We start from the raw sequence: 18,042 nt of genomic DNA, 5'->3' as shown, positions 1-18,042 counted from the left end.
TCCGCCAACTGAACCTACGAAACCGTAACTTACGCCAGCGTAGCTTGCGGAATCGGCGTTCCCGGGGAGCGGGCACCTCCACACATGGCCCAGATCTGTTGTGGAAATCCGACAATCCCCGGTGCGCGGGGGATTTTGGGTGACTGCGCGATGAAGTGAACGTTAACAACCGGTTACGAGCTTGACGAGCCCCTGACTAGGCTCAAGAGTGTCAGGTAACCACCGGTCGGTGGTCGTATCTAATGCCCAGAAGCATCGGAGAGACATGACCAACATCAAGCGCGCGACCGCGTCGTTCGCCGCCACCGCCCTGGTGGCGAGCGGGCTCGCGTTCGCCACCACCGCCCCAGCCGACGCGGCCATCAGCGAATGTGTCGCGGCCAACAGCACCGTCAGCGTGTTCGGCTTCAACGATTTCCACGGCCGGATCGGCACAGCAGCGAAGCTGTTCACGCCGGTCGAGGACGCCCGCGCCGACCTGGGTGCGGACAACGTGCTGCTGCTCAGCAGCGGCGACAACATCGGCGCCTCGCTGTTCGAGTCGATGATCGCCGACGACAAGCCGACGCTCGACATCCTCAACGCCATCGGCCTCGACGTGAGCACCGTCGGCAACCACGAGTTCGACAAGGGCTGGGCGGACCTGTCCGGCCGGGTGTCCACCGGATCCGACTTCAGCTACCTCGGCGCCAACGTCTACACCAAGGGCACCACCACCGTCGCGGCCCCCCTCAAGGCCTACGAGACCTTCGAGAAGGGCGGCGTGACCATCGCCGTCGTGGGCGCCGTCACCGCCGACACGCCGTCGCTGGTGGACCCCTCCGGCATCGCCACCATCGAGTTCGGTGACCCGGTCGCGGCCGTCAACCGCGTCACTGCGGAACTGCTCGACGGCAACGCCGCCAACGGCGAGGCCGACATCGTGCTCGCCTCGTTCCACGAGGGCGCCGCCAACGGTTCCCTCACGGCGGCCCAGAACGCAGCCAACTCGGAGGCCTTCGACGCGATCTACAACGACGTCGACCCGCGCGTGGCGGCCATCTTCAACGGCCACACCCACCAGCTCTACACCTATGAGACCACCGGTGGCGTACCGGTCATCCAGGCAGCCTCCTACGGCACCGCGCTGGCGCGGCTCGACCTGTCGGTCGACAGCGACACCGGCGGCCTGTGCGGCACCACCGTGGCGATGCCGAAGTTGCCCGACGTGGCCGGCACGAGCGCACCGATCGTCGCGATCAACGCGATCGTGACTGCCGCCAACGCCGTGGCCGCCGAGGTGGGCACCCGGGTCATCGGCTTCGCCGAGGAGGCCATCTCGACCCCTGCGGGCAACGCCGACGTGCGTGACACGGAGTCGCCGATGAACAACCTCGTGGCGCAGATGTTCTTCGAGGTGCTCGGCGACGCAGACGCCGACAACTTCATCGGCATCCAGAACCCCGGCGGCACCCGGGCCTCCTTCGACGCGGGTGACATCACCTACAAGGAGGCGGCCAACACGCTGCCGTTCGCGAACTCACTGTTCACCACGCAGATCACCGGCGCCCAGTTCAAGACGGTGCTGGAACAGCAGTGGCAGCGCAACGCGGCGGGCGAGGTGCCGTCGCGGCCGTTCCTCCAGCTGGGTCTGTCGGACAACGTGTCCTACACCTACGACGAGTCACGCCCCGAGGGTGACCGCATCACCTCGATCGCCATCAACGGCGAACCCATCGACATGGACAAGCTCTACACCGTCGGCGGCGCCTCGTTCCTGATCGCCGGCGGCGACAACTTCTGGGAGCTCGCCGAGGGCATCAACACCGCCGACACCGGCTGGGCAGATCTCGAGGCCTGGGTGAACTGGGTGGGCGACCACGAGTCGCTGGCCCCCGACTACTCCAAGCGCGGCGTCTCCGCCAAGCTGCCGTCGGGCAACGTCCTCGCCGAGGGCGGCGCGGGCCTGACCTTCACCTTCGGCGTGCCGCTCGAGGGCGGCGTCGCCGGTGGCACCCTGGACATGGCGCTCAAGGGCGCCGTGCTGAAGGACGGCACCGTGCTGACGGTGTCGCCTGCGCTGGCCAACTCCGAGATCGTGGCCTTCATCGGCGACGTGGAACTCGGCTCCGCCACCGTCACCGACGGTGCGGCCACCATCACGGTCAAGCTCCCCGTCGGCACCGAGGTGCCCGCCGGCGAGCAGATGCTGACGTTCGTCGTGCTGGAGTCCGGCACGCTCATCGACGTGCCCGTGACCGTCCAGTTGAAGGCCGCGCCCAAGCCCGTGTACAAGCGCACCGCGCCGTACACCCTGGCCGGTGAGCACAACCTCAACGGTCGCCAGTGGCGCACCACCTGCGAGCCGTACTCGCAGACCGAGCGTTGCCGCACCGAGATCTGGGCCACCGTCATCACCATCCAGGACGGCAAGTTCGTGCGCACCACCGGGTGGGCGTTCAACAACCTGACGTACCTGCCGTACATGACGAAGTCGGAGTGGGGCGCCAACCCGCTGGCCAACACGGGTTCGTGGACGGCGAAGACCGACGGTCGCCAGTGGCGCACCGAGTGCGCCACCCCCGCCACCGGTCGCGACGGCTGCCGCACCTACGCGATGGTGACGGTCTACAAGGCCACCGCCAAGCCTGAGGGCGGCTACGTCTTCTCGCAGAACAACGAGTGGGTGTTCAACAACATCGTGATGTTCGGCGATTACGCCAAGTGATCATCGCGTGACCACGGGGCCCCGGAGCAGACGCTCCGGGGCCCCGTTGGTTGGGTGGGACGTCGCAGACCTGGGCCCGCCGTCGCAGAGCTGAGCCCGCCGTCGCAGACCTGGGGCTCGACGTCGCAGACTTGGGGCTCGTCGTCGCAGACGCTGCCGCAACGTCGCAGACCGGCGCTGGTGTCGCAGACAGTGCTCTGTCTGCGACACCGCGGGCCGTCTGCGACGTGGTCGGCGGTCTGCGAGGTGGTCGGCGGTCTGCGACGTGGCGGTCGCGCCGACGGTGGGTCAGCCCGCGAGGGTGGCCACCAGGACCGCCTTGATGGTGTGCATCCTGTTCTCGGCCTGGTCGAAGACCACGCTGGCCGGCGACTCGAACACCTCGTCGGTCACCTCGACTCCGTCGAGGCCGAACTGGTCGAACAGGTCCTGCCCCACCGTCGTGTCCAGGTCATGGAAGGCCGGTAGGCAGTGCATGAACTTCGCGTTGGGGCCGGCCTTGGACATGAGCTGGGCGTTGATCTGGTAGCCGCGCAGCAGTTCGATGCGCTCAGCCCAGACCTCCTTGGGTTCCCCGAGGGAAACCCAGACGTCCGTGTAGAGGAAGTCGGCGCCCTCGACGGCGTCCGTGTCGTCGGTGACCGTGATGCGAGCCCCGCTGGTCTCCGCGAGGCGGTGTGCCTCGGCCAGCACGTCGTCGGCGTTCTGCTGCTGCTTCGGGGCCACCATGCGCACGTCCATGCCCATCATCGCGCCACTGATCAGCAGCGAGTTGCCGACGTTGTTGCGTGCGTCGCCGAGGAACGCGAACGAGATCTCGCTGAGCGGCTTGCCGGAGTGTTCGAGCATCGTGAGCTGGTCGGCGAGCATTTGGGTGGGGTGCCAGTCGTCGGTCAGGCCGTTGTAGACGGGAACCCCGGCGTGCTCTGCGAGCGTCTCGACGGTGGCCTGGGCCGATCCGCGGTACTCGATGCCGTCGTACCAGCGGCCCAGCACGCGGGCGGTGTCGGCGGCCGACTCCTTGTGGCCGATCTGCGAACCCGACGGGTCGAGGTACGTGGTGGTGCCGCCCTGATCCGCCATCGCGACCTCGAAAGCACACCGCGTGCGCGTGGAGGTCTTCTCGAAGAGCAGCGCCACCTGCCTGCCCACGAGCCGCTGCCGCTCGCGTCGCTCACGCCTGGCCGTCTTCAGCTCTGCCGAGAGGTCGAGCAGCGACTGCCACTCGTCGGGGGTGAAGTCGAGTTCCTTGAGGAAGGAACGGCCGAGCAGGCTCATGGGTCGCCTTTCGCTGGGATGTCCGGATGGAAGCCCTCAGGATATGCCCGCGCCTCGGGGCGTTCTCGAGGGTCCAGAATTTATCGCTACGCCGAAAGAGTGGCCGATGTGGATAATCCACATCGACCCCCCACTTCCGGTAGGGATAATCAGCCGCAGCCGACCGGAGGCAGGTCCTCGACCGCAATGGGATGCGCCAAACCCTGCACATCGACCCAGAGCACCCCGTCGCGCAGCCCGTAGGCGTTGCCCGAGGGGTCGAGGTCCGGAAGGTTCACCCGCACCCTGTTGCGCAGGTCCACGAGGGTCTGCCGGGCTTCCGGGGCGTGGGCGCTCAGCAGGGCCCAGTCACCCGATACCGTGCCGGCCGGGCCCTCGGGGCTGTTGATCTCGTACCGCTTGCCCTCTTCGAGGAGGTACAGCGACGACGTGCCGCTCCTGTCGTACAGGAGGAGAGCGGTGTCCGAGTGGGACAGCACGCGGCTCGTCTGCAGCTCCTCAGGAAGCGGGATGTCCCGGACGGTGCCGTCGGGCTCGTACAGGGTGATGGCACCCCCGTCGATCATCACCTGGATCGCCCCGTCCCACAGCCCGACCGCATCGAGCCCCTTGGCCTCCACCACGAGGCGGGGCACGCGGTCGCCGTCGAGTTCGATCGCCTCGACCCGTCCGGTCCAGTTGCCGCTGCGCTTGTAGTCGTCACTGTGGGTGATGGTCCGGCTCAGCCAGAGCACGCCGTCGTCCAGTTGGAAGGAGTTGAGGCTGTCGACGGGTGAGAAGTCCGGGCCGGTGACGGCCACGGGCGCGTCCTCGGGCATGCGGGCATCCCAGACCATCACGCGCCCGTCGTCGCCCACCCAGGCCGCATGGCGGCCGTCGGTGTGCTCCGGCGTGGCGGGGTCGGCGGTTTCCGTGAGGACCCGGACCTCGTCCCCATGCCAGGTGAGGGTCTGCCCCTCCTGCTCGAGCCACGCCGTGATCCCCGGGGTCGAGCCGACCTCGAAGAGTGGCAGCCAGGACTCGGGCATGGCGATGGTGCACTCCGAGAAGGTCTCCAACGGCGCGCCCACTGGGCTGCCGGTCTGGGTGACGGTGGCGGCCGGGGCCGGGGCGGTGGTGCTGGCGGTGGGCGCTGCGGGCACCGCGTCGGGGCCCGAGCGCAGTGCCAGCGCGACGCCGGCCGACCCGACGAGGGCCACCGCAGCGACGGCGGCTGTCGCGCGCTGGGCCAGGTTGCGGCGGCGGTCGATCCTGGCGGCTACCGCTGCGGGTGAGACTGCCGTGGTGGAGGGGGTGTCGTCGAGGAGGTCCTTGAGGTCGGACAGCTGCATGATCAGACTCCGATCGGGGTGGGGACGGTGGCGCGGAGCTTGTTCAGCGCCCGCGCGGTGGTGCTCTTGATGGTGCCGACGGCGAGCCCTAGTTCGCGGGCGGTGTCGGCTTCGGACAGGTCGGCGAGGCAGCGCAGGACGAGCACCTGTCGCTCCCTCGGAGTGAGCGGCGCCAGGAGCGCGTCGACGGTGCGTGCGCTGACGGCCTGGTCCTCCGGACCGGGGCCTTGAGCGGCCCTGTCCTCGGGCTCGACGCGGCGCCCGATGAGGTTCTGGAGGCGCACCTTGCGGCGCCACGAGTCGTAGCTTGAGTTGACCAGGATGCGGCGGACGTAGGCGAATTGCGCGTCGGGTGCGGTCCGATGGACTCGATGCCAGGCCCGGTAGGCCTTCTCGAGGGCGGTCTGGACCAGGTCGTCGGCCGCGTGCGGGTTGCCGGTCAGCGCGCGGGCGATGCGCACGAGATCTGGCAGCCGGGCGTTGGCAAAATCGGTGAAGTCGCCGCTGAGTTCCTCACGGGTGGGCATTGGCGCCTCCTTACACCCGTCCAGACGCCTGAGGTGGGGCGGAAGGTTCTGTGTGGCGGCGAGTTCTCAGAGGGTTTGGACCGCGTCGAGGATGCCGGGCATCGCCGCTTCGATGTCGGCGAGCGTGTCGTAGAAGCCGGCCTGGTCGCCGTACCAGGGGTCGATGAGCGCCTCGCCCTTGGGCTTGGCGGGGTTGAGGTCGTTGAGCAGGACCACGTTCGCCGTCGGCATCAGGGCCCGGAGTCGGTCCACCTGGTACTGCTCGACGGCGACGAACAGCGTGTCGTCGGTGAGGTCCTTCGCGGCGATGGCACGGGCTGCGTGGGCCTCGGCGTCATAGCCGTGCTCGGTGAGCACACGCACCGCGCGGCGGTCGATGCCGTTGCCCGCCTCCTCGGTGGACAGCCCGAAGCTCTCGACGTCGATGTCCAGCCCCTGCTCGTCGATCATCCGCCGCGCGACGCGCTCCGCCATCGGGGAGCGGCAGATGTTGCCCCAGCACACGAAAACCAACCTGGCCATGACGGTCAGCCTAGCGCCGCGGCTCGACGTCGCAGACCGCCCACGGCCTGGGCCTCGCAGACGGCCCATGGCCTCGCAGACGGAGGCTCGACGTCGCAGACGGCCCATGGCCTCGCAGACAGAGGACTGTCTGCGACACCGCAGCAGGTCTGCGACGACGGGGCACCGTCTGCGACGACCAACACCAAGTCTGCGACGACGAGCGCAAGTCTGCGAGGTCGGGCCCAAGTCTGCGACGACGGGCGCAGGTCTGCGACGACGACCTGTCTGCCGCGGCGAGGACGTACGTGGTTCAACGCGAGACCCGGGTAGGATGACAACTCGTCCGAGGAAGGTGACAGGGTAGGGCTATGCAGATCTTGGTGGTTGACGACGATCAGGCCGTGCGCGACTCTCTTGCCCGCTCCCTCACCTACTCCGGCGACGAGGTCCAGACGGCCGCGGACGGCGTCGAGGCGCTGGCGAAGCTCGTCAGCTGGCAGCCAGACGCCATCATCATGGACGTGATGATGCCCCGCCTCGACGGGCTCGAGACCACCCGGATGCTCCGCCAGGGCGGCAACGACATCCCCATCCTCATCCTGACCGCCCGTGACGCCGTCGGCGACCGTGTCGACGGCCTCGACGCGGGCGCCGACGACTACATGGTCAAGCCCTTCGCCCTCGACGAACTCCTCGCCCGCCTGCGCGCGCTCACCCGGCGCTCGAAGCCGGTGACGGAGGCGGAGTCGAAGGTGCTCACGTTCCAGGACGTCACGCTCGACACCCAGCACCGCGAGGTCACTCGCGACGGCCAGAACATCTCGCTGACGCGCACCGAGTTCGCCCTGCTGCAGGTGTTCATGGAGAACCCGCGCCGCGTGATGGAACGCAACACGCTGCTCAACGAGGTGTGGGGCTTCGAGTTCCCCACGACGGCGAACTCGCTCGAGGTCTACATCGGCTACCTGCGCCGGAAGACGGAGGCGGGCGGCAGGTCGCGCCTCATCCACACGGTGCGCGGCATCGGCTACGTCCTGCGTGAAACACCCCCGTGATCTGGAGCTGGTGGATTCGCCTCCGGCGTGGCATCGGCCGTCTCGTCAGCGGGCAGTCGCTCCAGTGGCGCCTGGCGCTCCTCACCGGCGTCTGCGTCGCCGCGTCCGTCGCCGTCGTGGGCACCGCATCGTTCGTGACCACGCGCTGGTCGCTGCTCGAACAACTCGACGAGGAACTCGTGCAGGTGGCGCAGAACGCGTCGAGCACGGTGTCGCTGAACGTCGCCACGCTGGGCGGGCTCTCCCCCGACGCCCTGGGTTCGTACCGCGGGCTGGTGGGGGTCGTGTCGGCGCGCGGCACCATCAACCAGGTCCCCGGTCAGCGGGAGATGTTGCACGCCGGCCCTGAGGAGATCGCCGTTGCGCGCCTGAACTCCGGTTCCTCGGCGCGCAGCGTCGAATTCGAGGGGCAGACGTACCGCATGGTCTCGGTGCCGATGCAGGTGGAGGACGAGTACTACGCCGTCATGTACGCCCGGCCGCTCACGTCACTCGAGGCGACTTTGGGCTCCCTGTGGGTGGTGCTGCTGGTGGCCGGCATGCTCGGCATCCTGACGACGACGGGTGCGGCCCTCTGGGCGGCCCGCGCCGTGCTGGCCCCGGTCCGCCGGCTCTCGCGCGCCGTCAAGGCCGTCACGCAGACCGACCAGCTCAACCCCATCCGCATCTACGGCCGCGACGACCTGGGGGAGCTCACCAAGTCGTTCAACACCATGCTGCGTTCGCTGCAGCAGTCGCGGGAGCAGCAGCGCCAGCTGATCGCAGACGCCGGCCACGAACTGCGCACCCCTCTCACCTCGATGCGCACCAACGTCGAGCTGCTGCTGGCCGACGACAAGTCGGGCATGCTGCCCGAGGGCGCACGCTCGGAGGTGCTCGGCGACGTGGCGGCGCAGCTGGGCGAGTTCTCGGCGCTCGTCGGCGACCTCGTCGCGCTCACCCGCGACGACCACCTCCAGCGCCCGCACGAACTGCTCGACATGGCGGAGGTCACCGAATCGGCGCTGTCGCGGGCGGCAAGGCGGGGCCCGAACCTGCGCTTCGACGTCGCGCTGGAGTCGACGCCGGTGATGGGCGACGCGTCCACGCTGGAGCGCGCCATCACCAACCTGCTCGACAACGCCGTGAAGTTCTCGCCGCCCGACGGCACCATCCGCGTGTTCCTCATGGACGGCACCCTGACCATCATCGACCAGGGCCAGGGCATCGAGGAGGAGGACCTGCCGAACATCTTCGACCGGTTCTACCGCTCCGACAAGGCCCGCAACACCCCCGGCACCGGCCTGGGCCTGTCGATCGTGGCGCACACCGTCGAGGCGCACGGCGGCTCGGTCAAGGCCGGCAACGACCCCGACGGCGGCGCGCGCTTCACGCTGCGCCTACCCGTCGTCGAGTTGAGCGAGCAGTACGAGTGAAGTGGTTGAGCCCCGCACAGAAGCGCGGGCTGTCGGTCGGGCTTGCCACGGGGCTGTACGGCATCTCGTTCGGCGCGCTCGCCGTGGTGGCCGGCCTGTCCGTGTGGCAGGCGTGCGCGTTGAGCCTGCTGATGTTCACCGGCGGGTCGCAGTTCGCGTTCATCGGCGTGTTGGGCGGGGGCGGGTCGCTGGGCGCTGCGACGACGGCGGCCTCGCTCGTGGGAGTCCGCAACGCCATCTACGGCGTCACCGCCAACGCCATGCTGCGCCCCCACGGCTGGCGCAAGGTGGCGGCCGCGCAGGTGACGATCGATGAGTCGATCGCCGTCGCGTCGGGCACCGAGGACGGTGACGAGGAGCGCCGCGGCTTCTGGGCGGCCGGGCTGGCCGTGTTCGTGCTGTGGAACCTGTTCACGCTGGTCGGGGCGCTCGCCGGCAACGCGCTGGGCGACCCGAAGGCGTGGGGGCTCGACGGCGCCGCCGTCGCCGCCTTCCTCGGCCTGCTGTGGCCGAGGCTCAAGGGCCGTGACCCCATCGTCATCGCAGTGCTGGCCGCGGTGGTGACCGTCGTCGTGGCGCCGGTGGTGCCGGCCGGCATCCCGATCATCCTCGCCGCGGTCGTCGCCATCGGGCTGACCGTGTGGCAGACCAGGAAGGCACGGCAGGCGCAGTGAGCTTGTGGATCTGGATCCTCGTGGCGTGCCTGATCGCCTTCGGCACGAAGTTCGTGGGCTACCTGCTGCCCGAGCGGTGGCTGGAGAACCCGTGGGTGCTGCCGCTCAGCCACGGGGTCACCGTCGGGCTGCTGGCCAGCCTCGTGGCCGCCAACACGTTCATCACCGGACAGGAGGTGCGGCTCGACGCGCGCGTGGTGGCGCTGCTCGCGGCCGCCGTCGCCCTGCGGTTGAAGGCCCCGTACCTGGTGGTGGTGATCGTCGGCGCCGTGGCCGCCGCCCTCACCCGGCTGATCAGCGGCTGATCACCGGCTAGCAGCCGGCGTTCAGCCCTCGGTGCGCATCCCCGCGAGCACCTCCAGGAGGAGGCCGCGTTCCGCCTCCGTCGGCGTCCAGAGGCCCTGCTCGCCCGTGACCTCGTTGATGAACACCACGCCCGTGGCGTCCGGCCCGACGGTGGCGGTCATGGGGTCGCCGTACTGGTTGAGCAGCACGAGGATGGGCAGCCCCACGGGCCACCGCGAGTGCTGCGGCTGGACCGGGTCGAGCGGTTCCAGCTGCGCCTGCCCCATGGGCAGCAGCAGGTCGGGCGGCAGCGCCACCTCCATCGGCGCCGCGTCGAAGCCCTCGGTGCCCTTGGGCAGGCCGCACGCCACGCCCCTCGTCAGCTCGGCTCGCTGCACGGGCAGCAACGAATTCAGGTAGGACGGGTAGCCGTTCTCGTCATAGGGCGAGCAGAGGGCCACCTCGTCGGTGAAGGGCTGGGGCGTGGCCTCGCGCTGGGCCTGCCACATGGCCAGCAGGTCGTCGGTCAACTGTGCACCGCCCTCACGGCTGCCGCCCACGAACTGGCAGTTCACCGTCTCCATCGCCACGACGGTGCGGCCGCCGTCGGCGTAGTCGAGCACGACGTGGTGCGTGGGGCCGCCGATCTCGGTGCAGGCGTCGGCGGTCGAGACGGGCAGCGCGTTGATGGCCTCGACGACCCGGTCTGGCTGCGTGGTCAACGGCTCGAGCGGGCCGACGTTGCCGCCGAACCGCGGGTCGCCGCAGAGCCAGGCGCGTTGCACGCCGGAGGGCAGGCCCTCTGGCTGCACCGTGTCGGCGGGCAGTGCAAGGCCGCTGATGTCGGCGCACACCTGGCGCACGATCCCCACCAGCGGCTCCTCCGGGAGCTGCACGGGCGTCGGCTCGGCGGTGGGCTCCGTCGTCGGGGCCGGCAGCTGGCCGAGGAAGTCGTCGATTCGCCCGCGCAGGTCATCAGGCATGGCCCAGGTGCGGTAGGCGGAGCCGTGGTGCCACGCGAGCACGTCACCCCAGCCGAGCAGCGCGACGGGGTCCCCGGCGGGCGTCAACAGGACGAACTGCGGGGCGCCCGAGATGAGCGGCTGTCGGCCGTCGTCGGTGAAGTCGGCCGCCACGGAGGCCAGCAGGTCGGCGGTGAGGTCGGCCGGCAGTTCCACCGGTCGGCCGTCGACGCAGGCGAGCGCGCGCGTCAACTCGGCCGGAGCCACCTCGGACCACACCGAGCGGGTGGTCTCGGTGCACGACACGTCGGTGCCGGCCCATGTGTAGGTGAGCTCCTCGCGCTGCGCGGCCCAGAGTCCTTCGAGCGTGGCCAGGTAGTCGTCGCCGCCCTCGCGGAACCCGCCCACGTAGTCGGCGGCGTCGACGAGTTCGCCGCACCCGCCCATCCGCACGGCGCGGCGCGTGCCGTCCGGGTACTCGGCCACGGCGGTGAACGGGACGTGGAAGCCGCCCATGCAGTCGAGCACGCCCTCGGAGCGTTCGCGGGCGTTGAAGTCGGCAACCGCGTCCGCGACGCGGTCACCCTCCAGCGGCTCCGGCGCGCCGATGAACGCGACGGGATAGCCCTCGGAGGCGGGGGCACCGCAGAGCCACAGCCGCGCCGCGTCCGGGGGCAGCGCGCCGTCGACCAGGGGCTCGATCCCGGCCGCGTCACAGGCCTCGGGGATCCATGGCGCTGCCGGGGTGGGCGTGCTCGGCGCCGGGGAGGCGACGATGCTGGGCGGCTCGTCGGCCAGCTGCCCCGCGAGCGGCACGCCGACACCCACGACGGCGAGGAGCGCGGCTGAGGCGACTGCCACGCGACGGGTCCGCGCCTTGCGGCGGGCGCCGTCGGCCCAGCCCTTCGCGTCGGGGCGCGGGGGAAGGGAGCGGCGCAGCGCGTCGGAGAGTTCGTTCTCGTTCATGTCTCAGTCCTTCAGGTGCGGTGACTGGCGCAGCGCGGCCAGGCCGCGCGAGGCGTGGGAGGCGACGGTGCCCTCAGGGATGCGCAGCACCTCGGCCACCTGGCGGATCGGCAGGTCGTCGAAGTAGCGCAGCACGAGGACCGTGCGCTGGAGTCGGGGCAGGGCGGCGAGCGCGCGGTGGAGGTCGGTGTCCGGCGTGCGGTCCTGTGAGCTCCGGTCCGGCGCGTCGTCGGTGGGCAGTTCGGACCGCCAGCTCCGCCGTCGCCACCACGAGACGAACGTGCGGTACATGGTGGTGCGCACGTAGCTCTCGAAGTGCCGGTCGTTGTCGAAGGAGCCGTAGCGCTGGTAGGTCTTCGACAGGGCGGTCTGGACGAGGTCCTCTGCGTGCTGGTGGTCTCCGGTCAGGAGCCAGGCAGACCAGTACAGCTCAGCTGCACGTCGCTCGACGTACTGGTCGAATCCGGCCGTCACTGGCTCGAACCGGGTCATCACTGCCTCCATGCCCCTCTATACGCCGCAGGCCCCGCGTTTCCATGCACTGCCGGGCGCTCCCGTATCCTGCGCGCATGCCCCTGACCATCGGCGACGTCACCATCCTCGTGGTACGCGACGGCGCCGAGGCGCACGACGCGCTGGCGGACGCCGTGGCCGCGGCCCTCGGACTACCCGCCGGTGGGCTGCGGGTGATCCACCGGTGCAGCCGCTGCGGGAGCACCGACCATGGCGTGCCCGCGCTCACGCACCGGGGCCGGCCACTCCCCCTCGCGGTCAGCGTCTCGCGGGCCGACGGCGTGGCGCTGGCCGCGTTCGGAGCGGTGGCGGGGCTCGGGGTGGACGTCGAGGTGGCCGGGGCCGCGGCGGACCCCGCACTGGAGCGAGTGCTGCGCCACGCCGTCGAGGCCCCGTACCCGGGAGCCGACGCCCGCACCAGGGCGTGGGTCCGGAAGGAGGCGGCGCTCAAGGCGTGGGGGTGCGGCCTCCACCTGGAACCGGCCACGGTGCACGACCGGGGAGGCGCCGCCGTCGCCCCCGGCCTGCCGGCCGCCACGCTGCACGACCTGGAGCTCGACGGCTACCAGGCCGCGCTGGCCGTCATCCCAGCGCCGGGAGCTTCTTGCTGAACAGCCAGGCGTCGAACTGCGCGGTGAGCTCCTGCCCGGAGACCTCCTCCGCCAGGGCGGTGAAGTCCTGCGTGGTGACCACGCCGAAGCGGTGCCGGGTGCCCCACTCCCGCAGGATGGTGAAGAACGCCTTGTCGGCGACCCGGGCGCGGAGGGCGTGCAGCGTGAGGGCGCCGCGCTTGTAGATCCAGTCGTCGAACATGCGGCCGGGGCCCGGATCCACCAGGGGGCCGGGGACGCCGAGCCCGCTGAGCCTCCTCCAGTGCTCCTCCGCGTGCGACGCGGCCGTGCGACCGCCCGAGGCCTCCGACCACAGCCATTCGGCGTAGCAGGCGAAGCCCTCGTGCAGCCAGATGTCGCGCCAGTGGCCCACCGTGACGCTGTTGCCGAACCACTGGTGCGCCAGCTCGTGCGCCACGAGCCGCTCGTTGGCCCACCCCGCGGCGGCGTGGTTGGCGCCGAAGATGCTCATGCCCTGCGCCTCGAGCGGGATCTCGAGCGCGTCCTCGGTGACCACCGCGCGGTACCCCCCGAACGGGTAGGGCCCGAACAGCTCCTCGAACACCGTGACCATCTCGCCCTGCCGCTCGAACGCGCTGCCGGCGCCGACGTTGACCAGCGGCGGGTGCACGATCTCCACCGGCACGGCCGACTCCGACGGCACGGGGCGCGCCACCCCGACGCCGATGTGCAGCGCCGCGAGGTAGGTGGGCATGGGTTCGGGCTGCTCGAACACCCACCGGTGCTGGCCGCCGCGCGCGACGTGTTCGACCACCGCGCCGTTGCCGGAGGCCCAGTAGGAGCCGGCGTACTTCACCGTCACCCGGTAGCCGGCCTTGTTGCCGGGCCGGTCGTTGCACGGGAACCACGACGGCGCCCCGTACGGCTGCGACGTGACGAGGATGCCGTCGGTGAGTTCCTCCCACCCGGCGCCCCCGAACAGGCCCGGCACCGGCCGCGGCTTGCCCGAATACTTCACCACGACGGTGAACGTGCGCCCGGCCCTCAGCGGCTTGGCGGGCTTGACCTTCAGCTTGGCCGCCTTGTGCGTCACCTTGGCCGGTGCCGCGCCGTCGACGAGCACCTTGTCTGCCTTCAACGAGTGGAGGTCGAGCTCGAACTCCGGCAGGTCGGCGAGCGCGACGCAGGTCAGCTCGGCGCGCGCGGTGAGGCGGTTGGTGGTCACGTTGCACGCCAGGTCGAGGTCGTAGTGCGTGACGTCGAACCGGTCGTCGCCGTGCCCGAATGCGTAGTCGGCGGGTTTCATCGGGGCCTATCCTGTCACGCCGTCACGGCCGGGGCGGCGTCAGGCACGTCGTCGTCCTCCAGCCACGGCGCGATGGGGTTGCCCATCCACCGGGTGCCGTCGGGCACGGACTCGCCGCGCATGACCAGCGAGCCCGGGCCGGTCGTCGCGGACCGCCCGATCACCGCTGCGGGCAGGATCACCCCGTTGGGGCCGAGCGTGGCGCCGGCCTTCATGGTGACGAGGTCGAGGCTGAGCACTCGGTCGTGGAACAGGTGGGTCTGCACCACGCAGCCGCGGTTGACGCTGACGCCGTCGCGCAGGTCGACCAGGTCGGGCTCCGGCAGCCAGTACGTCTCGCACCACACGCCCGAGCCGACGCGGGCGCCCATCGCTCGGAACCACGCCCCGAGCAGCGGCGTGCCCATGACCACGCGGGCGAACCACGGGGCGGCGACCAGCTCGACGAACGCGTCTGCCAACTCGTTGCGCCACACGAACGAGCTCCACAGGGGGTACTCGGCCTTCCGGACGCGGCCCGCCAGTGCCCACTTCACGCCGGTGGCCAGCGCCACGCCGACGATGCCCGTGGCGGCCAACACGACGCCCGCGAGCACCGCCGCGAGCAGCCAGTGCACCGACGCCAGCGCGAGGAGGGCGGCAACTGCCAGCAGCCGCAACCCGCCGTCGGACCATGCTGCGAGCATGCGGCACAGCTCGACGAGGGCCCGTTGCACCTTCACCGACGTGGGCGGTTCGAAGGTGCGGCTCTCGTCGCCGGCACCGGCGTCGCGGCGCAGCTTCGCCGGCGGGCTGCCGATGTAGGACGTGCCGCGCTTGGCGTGCTGCCGACGCGGCGCCGCGGACAGCACCGCCACCAGCGAGCCCTTGGGCACCCGGCGGCCGGGCGCCGCCATGCCGGAGTTGCCGACGAAGGCGCGGCGTCCGATCTTGACGTTGTCGATGCGCAGCCAGCCGCCGCCCAGCTCGTAGCAGCCGATGAGCGTGTCGTCTGCGAGGAACGCGCCCTCCGCCACGGTGGTGAGCCTGGGCTGCATCAGCACCGTGGACGCCTCGACGCCGGGGCCGATCCTGGCGCCGAGCGCACGCAGCCACGCGGGCGTCCAGGTGGAGGCGTACAGGCCGAACAGCCAGGTGCGGGCCTCGTCGAGGATGCGGAAGATGCTCCACGCCCGCCAGGCAGGGCCGCTCTCCGTGGGGTAGTGGCCGGGGCGCTGCCCCCGGCCCAGCAGCCGCACGAGCCCGAGGATGAGCAGCGTCAGCACCGCGAGCCCGACGGTCACCGAGACGGGGAGCCATGCGAAGGCCGCGCCGAGCGCGCCGTGCAGCGAGCCCGCCGTCGAGAGCGCCGGCCAGGCGACGGCGAGCCCGGCCACCACGGCCGCCACCGGGAGCAGCGCGGTGAGGTGGCTCATGGCGGCATACGCCAGGAGCCAGGCCGGCTTGGGCCGGGGCAGTTCCTCGTCCCACGGGCCGCGGTTGGCGCCGACGTGCTGCGCGGGTGCGCCGGACCAGAACTCGCCGTCGGGCACGTGGCCGGTGACGCTGGAGCCGGGCGCCACTTCGGCACCACGCCCGACGGTGGCGCCGGCCACCAGGGTGCTGCGGGCGCGGACCACGGCCTTGGCCTCGATGACGACGGGGCCCAGGTGGAGGGTGTCGCCGTCGAGCCAGTGGCCGGTGAGGTCCACCTCGGGCTCCACGGAACAGCCGTTGCCGAGCGCGAGCATGCCCGTGACGGGCGGCACGGTGTGCAGGTCCACGTCGCGGCCCACCTGCGCGCCGAGCAGCCGGGCGTACCACTTGATGAGCGGCGCGCCGGCCACGCTGGCGGCGCCGAGTTCGTCTGCGATGCGCTCGGCCAGCCACACGCGGAGGTGGATCCTGCCGCCGCGCGGGTAGGTGCCTGGGCCGATGCCGGCCAGCACGAGGCGCACCAGCCCGGCGGTGAGCAGCATGCGGCCGGGCGCGGAGATGAACAGCAACCAGCCGAGGATGACCATGGGCCATGGCGCGGTGGGCAGCCAGTCGAGGCCGAGCAGGGCGCCGATGTTGGCGCCGAGCGCCACGTAGGTGAGCCAGCGGAGCCCGGCCAGCGTGCGCAGCGGAAGGAGGGCAGCCAGTTGGCCGGCCTGCGTCTTGCGCGGCACGGGGCGCACGTTCTCGTTGAGGCGGGCGCGGGGCGCGTCCATGGCGTCGAGGTGGGCGGCGAGCCCGGCCAGCGTCGGGTGGTCGTAGATGTCGGCGACGGTGACCTCGGGCTGGCGCTCACGCACCCGCGCCACCATCTGGGCGGCGGTGAGGCTGCCGCCGCCGAGCGTGAAGAAGTCGTCGTCGACCGACGTGACGTCGGCGCCGAGCACCCGCTGCCACAGGTCGCGCAGCCACGCCTGCGTGCCCTCGAGGTGCAGCTGGTCGTCGGTGGAGGTGGGCAGCGGCCACGGGAGGGCGTCGCGGTCGATCTTGCCCGAGGTGCGCGTGGGGAGGTCGTCGACGACGGCCAGGCGCGGCACGAGCGCGGCCGGGAGGGCCCCGCGGAGCTGCTCCATGGCACGGTCCTGCTCGAAGGCGGGCGTGACGGTGAGGTAGCCGACGAGCAGCGTGTTGCCCGAGTCGGTCTTGCGCACGGCGGTGGCGGCGGCGGTCACGCCGTCGACGTCGAAGAGGGCGGAGTCGATCTCGCCAAGCTCGATGCGCCGTCCGCCCACCTTGACCTGGTCGTCGGCGCGGCCCTGGAAGAGGAGGCCGGCGGGGTCGTGGCGCACGAGGTCGCCGCTGCGGTAGGCGCGCGCCCAGCCGAGCGTGGGCATGGGCGCGTACTTCTCGGCGTCCTTGGCCGGGTCGAGGTAGCGGGCCAGGCCGATGCCGCCGATGATGAGCTCGCCGAGCTCCCCCTCCCCGACCTGGTGCCCCTCGGGGTCGACGACGGCCAGATCCCAACCGTCGAGGGGAAGGCCGATGCGGACCGGCTCGTTGGGGAGGACTTGTGCGGCGCAAGCCACGACAGTCGCCTCAGTGGGGCCGTAGGTGTTCCACACCTCGCGGTGCGCCGTCGCGAAACGGGTGCCGATCTCCGGCGGACAGGCCTCGCCGCCGAGGATCAGCAGGCGGACGCCGGCGAGGGCCTCCGCCGGCCAGAGCAGCAGCAGCGTGGGCACGGTGGACACGACCGTGAGCTGGTTCGCCTCGAGCCACGGCCCCAGCTCCATGCCGCTCTTGACGAGGGAGCGCGGCGCGGGGACGAGGCACGCGCCGTAGCGCCAGGCCAGCCACATCTCCTCGCACGAGGCGTCGAAGGCGACGGAGAGGCCGGCCATGACGCGGTCGCCCGGGCCGATGGGGTCGCCGACGAGGAACAGCCTCGACTCGGCGTCGACGAAGCCGGCGGCGCTGCGATGCGTGACGGCGACCCCCTTGGGCTTGCCCGTCGAGCCCGAGGTGAAGATGACCCAGGCGTCGTCGGTGAGGCCGGGGTCGTCTGCGGCGGGCGCGTCCGCGCGGCCGGCCAGCCAGGCGGCGGGCCGGATCACGAGGCCGTCGGTGACGACAGCGGCCACGTGCGCCTCGTCGAAGACGGTGCGGGCGCGCTCGTCGGGGTCGTCGGCATCCACCGGCACGTACGCGGCACCGGCCAGGAGGATGCCCATGATGGCGACGTACAGCTCGAGCGTGCCGGAGGCGATGCGCACGCCCACCTTGTCGCCCAGGCCGACGCCGTGCGCCGCGAGGTCGTCGGCGACGGCGTTCGCGGCCTCCTCGAAGGCGGCGTAGGTCAGCGACGAGGCGCCGTTGTCGAGCGCCGGCTCGTCGGGGTGCTGGGCGACCGTCTCGCGGAAGATGTCGACGAGGGTGCGGGGCTGCGGGGCGTGGTCACTGCGCAACAACATCGGCTTGGGCTCCTCCGTGGGCGTGCCGGGTCACCCTACTGGCCGGGCATGACCAGAAGG

At 71.2% G+C, this 18,042-nt stretch carries 14 protein-coding genes; 6 read left to right on the top strand and 8 right to left on the bottom strand.

Features of this window, described 5'->3' with window-relative positions:
* Positions 1-265 precede the first annotated feature (265 nt).
* Positions 266-2,707, top strand: coding sequence for a bifunctional metallophosphatase/5'-nucleotidase (locus ABEA30_RS00235; protein ID WP_345577228.1), 2,442 nt, complete (start codon positions 266-268; stop codon positions 2,705-2,707).
* A gap of 288 nt (positions 2,708-2,995) precedes the next feature.
* Here ABEA30_RS00235 and argF read toward each other — a convergent pair whose 3' ends face one another.
* The 4 genes from argF to ABEA30_RS00215 form a co-directional block, all read right to left on the bottom strand.
* Positions 2,996-3,985 (bottom strand): ornithine carbamoyltransferase, encoded by a 990-nt coding sequence (argF, locus tag ABEA30_RS00230; protein ID WP_345577226.1) that lies wholly within the window; start codon positions 3,983-3,985, stop codon positions 2,996-2,998.
* A 149-nt stretch (positions 3,986-4,134) separates the two neighbouring features.
* The gene (locus ABEA30_RS00225) at positions 4,135-5,316 is read right to left on the bottom strand and encodes a hypothetical protein (protein WP_345577223.1); all 1,182 of its coding nucleotides are present in this window, start codon (positions 5,314-5,316) and stop codon (positions 4,135-4,137) included.
* Positions 5,317-5,318: 2 nt separating this feature from the next.
* Entirely contained in the window at positions 5,319-5,843 is a 525-nt protein-coding gene (locus ABEA30_RS00220; protein ID WP_345577220.1) for a SigE family RNA polymerase sigma factor, read from the bottom strand.
* Between the two features lie 66 nt (positions 5,844-5,909).
* A complete protein-coding gene (locus ABEA30_RS00215) occupies positions 5,910-6,365 on the bottom strand; it encodes an arsenate reductase/protein-tyrosine-phosphatase family protein (protein WP_345577217.1) in 456 nt (151 codons plus the stop codon).
* Positions 6,366-6,715: 350 nt separating this feature from the next.
* On the opposite strand from ABEA30_RS00215, the gene ABEA30_RS00210 reads away from it, so the two are divergent.
* From ABEA30_RS00210 to ABEA30_RS00195, 4 genes are read left to right on the top strand one after another with little or no spacing between them, the layout of a single operon-like run.
* On the top strand, positions 6,716-7,402 hold the full coding sequence (locus tag ABEA30_RS00210; RefSeq protein ID WP_182766996.1) for a response regulator transcription factor: 687 nt from the start codon (positions 6,716-6,718) through the stop codon (positions 7,400-7,402).
* Positions 7,399-8,817, top strand: a complete 1,419-nt coding sequence (locus ABEA30_RS00205) for a sensor histidine kinase (RefSeq protein ID WP_425584579.1) — start codon at positions 7,399-7,401, stop codon at positions 8,815-8,817. Before ABEA30_RS00210 ends, ABEA30_RS00205 begins: the two co-directional genes overlap by 4 nt.
* The gene (locus ABEA30_RS00200) at positions 8,814-9,491 is read left to right on the top strand and encodes an AzlC family ABC transporter permease (protein WP_345577212.1); all 678 of its coding nucleotides are present in this window, start codon (positions 8,814-8,816) and stop codon (positions 9,489-9,491) included. Before ABEA30_RS00205 ends, ABEA30_RS00200 begins: the two co-directional genes overlap by 4 nt.
* Entirely contained in the window at positions 9,488-9,796 is a 309-nt protein-coding gene (locus tag ABEA30_RS00195; protein ID WP_345577209.1) for an AzlD domain-containing protein, read from the top strand. Before ABEA30_RS00200 ends, ABEA30_RS00195 begins: the two co-directional genes overlap by 4 nt.
* Before the next feature lie 21 nt (positions 9,797-9,817).
* Here the strand turns inward: ABEA30_RS00195 and ABEA30_RS00190 are convergent, their stop codons facing one another.
* Positions 9,818-11,704: a hypothetical protein gene (locus ABEA30_RS00190; RefSeq protein WP_345577206.1), complete on the bottom strand. Its 1,887-nt coding sequence runs from the start codon at positions 11,702-11,704 to the stop codon at positions 9,818-9,820.
* A 3-nt stretch (positions 11,705-11,707) separates the two neighbouring features.
* Positions 11,708-12,196: a SigE family RNA polymerase sigma factor gene (locus tag ABEA30_RS00185; RefSeq protein WP_345577203.1), complete on the bottom strand. Its 489-nt coding sequence runs from the start codon at positions 12,194-12,196 to the stop codon at positions 11,708-11,710.
* 77 nt (positions 12,197-12,273) lie between these two features.
* Between ABEA30_RS00185 and ABEA30_RS00180 the strand changes: the two genes are divergently transcribed.
* Entirely contained in the window at positions 12,274-12,828 is a 555-nt protein-coding gene (locus ABEA30_RS00180) for a 4'-phosphopantetheinyl transferase family protein (RefSeq protein WP_345577200.1), read from the top strand.
* Here the strand turns inward: ABEA30_RS00180 and ABEA30_RS00175 are convergent.
* Both ABEA30_RS00175 and ABEA30_RS00170 read right to left on the bottom strand, forming a co-directional pair.
* Entirely contained in the window at positions 12,800-14,095 is a 1,296-nt protein-coding gene (locus tag ABEA30_RS00175) for a M1 family metallopeptidase (protein ID WP_345577197.1), read from the bottom strand. The two genes, ABEA30_RS00180 and ABEA30_RS00175, sit on opposite strands and share 29 nt — an antisense overlap.
* A gap of 14 nt (positions 14,096-14,109) precedes the next feature.
* Entirely contained in the window at positions 14,110-17,982 is a 3,873-nt protein-coding gene (locus ABEA30_RS00170; RefSeq protein ID WP_345577194.1) for a Pls/PosA family non-ribosomal peptide synthetase, read from the bottom strand.
* Between the last annotated feature and the right edge of the window lie 60 nt (positions 17,983-18,042).

The sequence above is a fragment of the Tessaracoccus lubricantis genome (assembly GCF_039544535.1).
Lineage (GTDB): Bacteria > Actinomycetota > Actinomycetes > Propionibacteriales > Propionibacteriaceae > Arachnia > Arachnia lubricantis.
This window is presented reverse-complemented; position numbering and strand designations above follow the sequence as displayed.